Below are 5907 nucleotides of genomic sequence, written 5' to 3'. Positions count from 1 at the left end.
GCGAGCACCGCCCACACGGCCAGCGCGCCCCGCCAGTTCCAGATCGCGGCCAGCGGGGCGGTCAGCGCGGCCGCGACGGCGGCACCCCCCGCGAGGGCGGCGGTGTAGACACCGGTCACCGTGCCCGCCTGCCCGGCGAAGTCGCGTTTCACCACCACGGGCACGAGGACGTTGCCGACGGTCATCCCCACCCCGAGGATCAGCGTGCCGAGCAGCAGGACCGGTGGTCCGTCCAGCACGCGCAGCACGGTCGCCGCCGCGATGGTGAGGCAGCCGATCAGCACGGCCCGTGGCGTGCCGGTGTGCCGGGCGAGCCGGGCCGCGGCGGGGGCCGCGAGCGCGAAGCACAGCACCGGCACCGCGGTGAGCAGGCCGGCGGCGGTCGCGGACAGCCCGACGTCCGCCCGGATCTCCGGCAGCACCGGGGAGACCGCCGCGATCGCGCCGCGGAGGTTGAGCGCGACCAGCAGGACGGCGACGAGCGAGGAGACCCCGCCCGCCGGGAGCCGCCGCGTCCGCGACGACTCCCCGACCTCGCGGACCACGGTCAGGTGTCCGGGCCGACCGCGGTGGTGACCTGCGGATCCTCCGGGCTCCGCTGCCCGGCCTTGGCCTGCTGGATGAGCTCCCACACCTGGGTGCGCAGCTCGCCGAAGCGTGCTGTCGACCTGGTCGTGAGCTGGTCGCGCTCGTCCGGCAGGTCGACCGGCACGTCGGCCAGCACCAGTGTCGGGGCCATCGACAGCACGAGCACCCGTTCGCCGAGATAGACGGCCTCGTCGATGTCGTGGGTGACGAACAGGACGGTGACGCCGAGCCGGCGCCACAGGCTGCGCACGAGGTCCTCCAGGTCGGCGCGGGTCTGCGCGTCGACGGCGGCGAACGGCTCGTCCATCAGCAGCACGCGCGGTTCGTAGGCGACGGCACGCGCGATCGCGACCCGCTGTTGCATCCCGCCGGAGAGCTGCCACGGGTACGAGTCGGCCACGTGGTCGAGCTCGACGGCCTCCAGCGACTCGCGGACGAGGCGCCTGCGCTCACCGCGGGGGACTTTCTTCTCCTTCAACGGGAGTTCGACGTTGGCCCGCACGGTCATCCAGGGGAAGAGGCTGCGCCCGTACTCCTGGAACACCACGGCCATCCCCGGAGGCGGAGCGGTCACCCGCTCCCCCTCCAGGACGACCTCGCCGTCGGTCACCCCGAGCAGGCCGGCGACGCACTTGAGCAGCGTCGTCTTGCCCGCCCCGGACGGGCCGACGATGCAGGCGAGCTCCCCCGGGCGCACGGAGAACGTGAGCTCGCGGATCGCCTCGACGGTGCGGCTCTTGCCCTCGAAGACCTTGCGCACCCCGCGCACGTCGAGCATGGTCTCGGTCGTCACGTCAACCCTTTCCTCGCTGGGATTCGTGCAACCCGCGGTACCAGGCCAGTGCCCGGTACTCCACGAGCCGGAGGAGCAGCGCCAGCGTGATCCCGATCAGTCCGAGCAGGATGATCCCGCTCCACATCTGCGGGATCGCGAAGCTGCGCTGGAACTGGATCACGGTGAAGCCGACGCCGTTGCTGGCGGCGAACATCTCGCTGATGACCATCAGGATGATGCCGATGGACAGTGCCTGGCGCGCGCCCGCCGCGATCTGCGGACTGGCGCCCCGCAGCACCAGGTGCACCAGCCGGGACGAACGGCGCATCCGGTAGCAGCGGGCGGTGTCCCGCAGGACCTCGTCGATGCCGCGCACGCCCTCGACCGTGTTGAGCAGGATCGGCCAGAGACAGCCGGACACGATCACCAGGACCTTCATCCAGTCGCCGATGCCGGCGAACAGGATGAGGATCGGCACCAGCACCGGCGGTGGGATCGCGCGGAAGAACTCCAGCACCGGTTCCACGACCGCACGCAGTGTGGCCGAGGAACCGATCGCCGTTCCCAGACCGACCCCGAGCGCCAGCGCGATCAGATAGCCGGCCAGCAACCGCAACAGACTGGGCAGCACGTCGGCGGCCAGCCTTCCGCTGAACCACGTCTCGCCGAAGGTGCCGAGGATCTCCGGCAGTGGCGGCCAGAAGAAGCTGGTGCTGTTCGCGGTGGCCACCCACCACAGGGTGACCAGCACGGCGGGCAGCCCGAGCGCGAGCAGCGCGCGACGGGCGAATGCGACGATCACTTCGGCACCTCCCCGCGCACGGACGGGTGCCAGGCGAGGACGCGGCGCTCCGCGAACCGGGCCAGCAGGTTCACCAGCACCCCGAAAACCCCGGTGACGATCACCAGTGCGTACATCGTGTCCACCGCGCCCGAACTCTGCGCGACCTTGATCTGGGCCCCGAGCCCCGGCGATCCGATGATCAGCTCACCGGTGATCTCCAGGATCAGGGCGACCGCCGCGGCCAGCCGGAACCCGGTCATCACGTACGGCAGGGCGGTCGGCCAGATCACCGTGCGCACCTGCGTCCACCGGCGGAACCGGTACGAGCGGGCGGTCTCCCGGGCCACCGGGTCCACGTCGCGCACGCCGTACAGCACCTGCACGAGCACCTGCCAGAAACTCGCGTACACCACCAGGATCAACGTCGCCCGCAGGTCGCTGCCGTAGAGCAGCACCGCCAGCGGGATGAGCGCCACCGACGGGATCGGTCGCAGGAACTCGATCGTCGAGTTCGTCGCCGCGCGCAGCAACGGGATGCTGCCGATGAGGATGCCGAGCACCACGCCCGCGGCCACGGCGATCGCCAGACCGATCGTCCAGCCCCGGATCGTCGCGACCAACGCGACCCAGAACTCCGCGGTGGACATCTGCCCGGCCAGTGCGGCGATCATCTCGCTGAACGGCGGGAGGAACCGGCGATCGACCACGCCCAGTCGCGGCACCAGTTCGAGCAGTGCCATCAGTCCGAGCACCCCCGCCGCACCGAGCACGGGGGTCGGCACCGGGCCGCGGCCCCGCGTGGTCCGCGGGGCGCGCGCCGGTGCGGTCGTCGCTGTCGCGGCCGTCACGGGAGCAGGGCCTCCGTGTCGACCTTCTCGTCCACCAGACCGTCCTCCAGCGCCAGCTCGGCGAGCCGCTCCACGGTGCCGGTGTTGATCTCACTGGACCACTTCGGGAGCGTCATCTCCTCCGCGACGGCCGGGTCGATCTCGGTGTAGTCGAGGATGGCCTCCCGGGCCCGGTCGGGGTTGTTCTCCGCGTAGTCCAGCGACCGGTTCAGTGCGGTGGTGAACCGCTCGACGAGTTCCGGGTCGGACTGCCGCAACTGCTTGCTGGTGAAGTAGGACGAGATCATGAGGTTGTCCTGGGTGTCCACCAGGTTCGAGGCGATCTCCGTGCCGCCCTGGTTCATGGCGATCGTCCGGAACGGTTCGACCAGCCACGCCCCGTCGACCCGGCCCTCGGCCAGGGCCCCCGGCATCTCCGGGAACGGCAGCTCGACGAAGTTCACCTCGTCGGGGTTGCCACCCGCCTGCTCCACCGACTGCCGCACGGTGGTGTCGCCGATGTTCTGCAGCGTGTTGACGGCGACGGTCTTGCCGGAGAGTCCGGAGGCGTCCGTGATGTCGCTGCCCTCCGGCACCACGACACCGCTGAAGTCGTCGCCCTGCTCGCCGGTGGAGTAGTTGCCCGCGCCGACGATCTCCAGCGGGAGTCCCTTCGCTCCGGCCAGCAGCAGCGAGGTCACGTTGCTGAACCCGAACTCGAACTCCTCGCTGACCACGCCGGGGACGATCGCCGCACCGCCCTGGCTGCTCTCCAGGGTGACGTCCAGCCCCTGATCGGCGAAGAAGCCCTGCTCCACGCCCAGGTAGACCGGGGCGACGTCGACGATCGGGATCACGCCGACCGTGACCGGGTCCGCACCGCCGGAATCGTCGGCGGAGCCGCCCGAACCGCACGCCGCGACCAGAAGCAGGCTCGCCATGCCGGCGCCGATGCCGGTAAAGCGTCGCATGAGAGGAGTCCTTCCGAAGACGTTCACTAAACGTACGAATGTTCTTATACCGCACACACTCGGGCAGTGGAAGACGCGCAGGGATAACTATTCGTCGGACCGGGCCGATACCGCCCCGCAATGTCCGGGCCGTGTCCGAACGAATTCTTTCCGTCGCGACACACCCGGCCGCGGACACACGAGAACCGCCCCCGCCGCCGGAGCGACGGGGGCGGGGGCGGTTTCCGTGCCGGAGCTCAGCGCCCGGAGGACGCCTTCGACCGTGCGGACCCGGATCTGCCCGACCCGGCCCTGCCCGACGCCGACCGGGTGGACGCCGCCGAGCGGGTCGAGGCGGGACGGGTCAGGGTCGTCACGAACTTGTACCGGTCGCCCCGGTAGATCGAGCGCACGTATTCGACGGGCCTGCCGTCCGATCCGAACGTCTGCCGGGACAGCAACAGCACGGGCATCCCGACATCCGCCCCGAGCAGTTCGGCCTCCTGCGGCCCTGCGAGGGAGGTCTCGATGGTCTCCTCCGCACGCTCCAGTTCCACGCCGTGGCGCTCGCGCAACGCCTCGTACAGCGAGCCGCCCGACTCGAGTTGTCTGCGCAGGCCCCGGAACCGTGCCAGCGGCAGGTGACTCGTCTCCACCGCCATCGGTTCGTCGTCGGCCAACCGCAGTCTGCGCACCCGCAGCACCTTGGCGCCGCTGCGGATACCCAGCATCTTCGGCAGCTCACCCTCGGCGACGTCTTCGCCGATCTCCAGCAACCGGGACGAGGGTTCGCGCCCCTGCGCCCGGATGTCCTCGGTGTAGGAGGAGAGCTGGAGGCGTTGGGCGAGCTTCGGCTCGGCGGCGAACGTGCCCTTTCCCTGCACCCGGTGCAACCGCCCCTCGGCGGTCAGATCGGCCAGGGCCTGGCGCACCGTCGTCCTGGAGACGGTGAACTCGTTCGCCAGGGCGCGCTCGGTCGGGATGGCCGACCCTGGTGGCATGGCTTCGAGCAGGTCGAGCAGGTGTTGTTTGAGCGCCCAGTACTTCGGCTCCCGCGTCCGCTGGGCGGGAAGCGTGTCAACCATGACCGACTCCCTCACTGCGAGTCCAACCCCCTCACCCTGGAACGTACCCTTCGGTCGGAAGGTTGAACGTGCGTGAAGTGGTCCGGACCGATTTTTCTCCCTCGGCGGCTTTTCTCCCTCGGCGACGAGCCGTCCGGCACGGAACGGGGTGAGTGCGTGAACCACGGGCCCGGCGACCACATGAGAACGGAGATCGACCAGCAACCCGGCGTGCTCGACGACCTGGCGGGGGACCACGCGGACCTCGCCGCGGTGGCCCGCACCGTCGCCGAACGCCCGCCGCGGTTCGTGCTGTTCGCCGCGCGCGGGTCCAGCGACCACGCCGCGCACTACGCCAGGTACCTCGTCGAGGTGCTGCTCGGGCTGCCCACCGGGCTGGTCGCCCCGTCCACCACGACGCTGTACGGGGCCCGTCCGGACCTGCGGGACGTCCTGCTCGTCACGGTCAGCCAGAGCGGCGGCTCGGACGACCTGCTGGAGGTCACCGGGGCGGCCCGCAGGCAGGGGGCCCGCACGCTCGCGGTGACGAACGACCCCGGTTCGGCCCTGTCCGAGGCGGCCGAGCTGACCGTGGACGTCCGTGCCGGGCCGGAACGGGCGGTGGCCGCGACCAAGACCTACACCGCCACCCTGCTGGCGCTGTACCTGTTCGTCGACGCCGTCCGTGGTGGCACCGGCGAAGGCGCCCGCGGGCTCGGCGCGCTCGCGGCACGCACCCTCGACGAATCCGCGGACGCGGTCGCCCGTGCCGGGCACCGGTACCGGTTCGCCGACCGGGTGGTGACCACGGCACGCGGCTACTCGTACGCCACGGCGCTGGAGGCGGCGCTGAAGCTGGCCGAGACCAGCTACCTCGCCGCCCGCGCCCACAGCGGTGCCGACCTGTTGCACGGCCCGG

General features: G+C 71.0%; 7 protein-coding genes. 1 reads left to right on the top strand and 6 read right to left on the bottom strand.

Going from position 1 to position 5907, the window contains the following annotated elements; translation table 11 throughout:
• The 6 genes from SACPADRAFT_RS0220735 to SACPADRAFT_RS0220710 form a co-directional block, all read right to left on the bottom strand.
• Positions 1-545 (bottom strand): MFS transporter (locus SACPADRAFT_RS0220735; RefSeq protein WP_007026158.1); only part of this gene is annotated, 545 nt, incomplete at its 3' end.
• Positions 546-547: 2 nt separating this feature from the next.
• A complete protein-coding gene (locus SACPADRAFT_RS0220730; protein WP_007026159.1) occupies positions 548-1381 on the bottom strand; it encodes an ABC transporter ATP-binding protein in 834 nt (277 codons plus the stop codon).
• 1 nt (position 1382) lies between these two features.
• On the bottom strand, positions 1383-2165 hold the full coding sequence (locus SACPADRAFT_RS0220725; RefSeq protein WP_007026160.1) for an ABC transporter permease: 783 nt from the start codon (positions 2163-2165) through the stop codon (positions 1383-1385).
• Complete coding sequence (locus SACPADRAFT_RS0220720; protein WP_007026161.1) at positions 2162-2995, bottom strand: ABC transporter permease; 834 nt, start codon at positions 2993-2995, stop codon at positions 2162-2164. The genes SACPADRAFT_RS0220725 and SACPADRAFT_RS0220720 overlap by 4 nt, the downstream gene beginning before the upstream one ends.
• Positions 2992-3945, bottom strand: a complete 954-nt coding sequence (locus SACPADRAFT_RS0220715) for an ABC transporter substrate-binding protein (RefSeq protein WP_007026162.1) — start codon at positions 3943-3945, stop codon at positions 2992-2994. Before SACPADRAFT_RS0220715 ends, SACPADRAFT_RS0220720 begins: the two co-directional genes overlap by 4 nt.
• A gap of 236 nt (positions 3946-4181) precedes the next feature.
• Positions 4182-5009, bottom strand: coding sequence for a GntR family transcriptional regulator (locus SACPADRAFT_RS0220710; protein ID WP_007026163.1), 828 nt, complete (start codon positions 5007-5009; stop codon positions 4182-4184).
• Between the two features lie 180 nt (positions 5010-5189).
• Here SACPADRAFT_RS0220710 and SACPADRAFT_RS29030 point away from each other — a divergent pair.
• Positions 5190-5907 (top strand): SIS domain-containing protein (locus SACPADRAFT_RS29030; RefSeq protein WP_040924685.1); only part of this gene is annotated, 718 nt, incomplete at its 3' end.

The sequence above is a fragment of the Saccharomonospora iraqiensis subsp. paurometabolica YIM 90007 genome (genome assembly GCF_000231035.2).
GTDB classification, from domain to species: Bacteria; Actinomycetota; Actinomycetes; order Mycobacteriales; family Pseudonocardiaceae; genus Saccharomonospora; species Saccharomonospora paurometabolica.
This window is presented reverse-complemented; position numbering and strand designations above follow the sequence as displayed.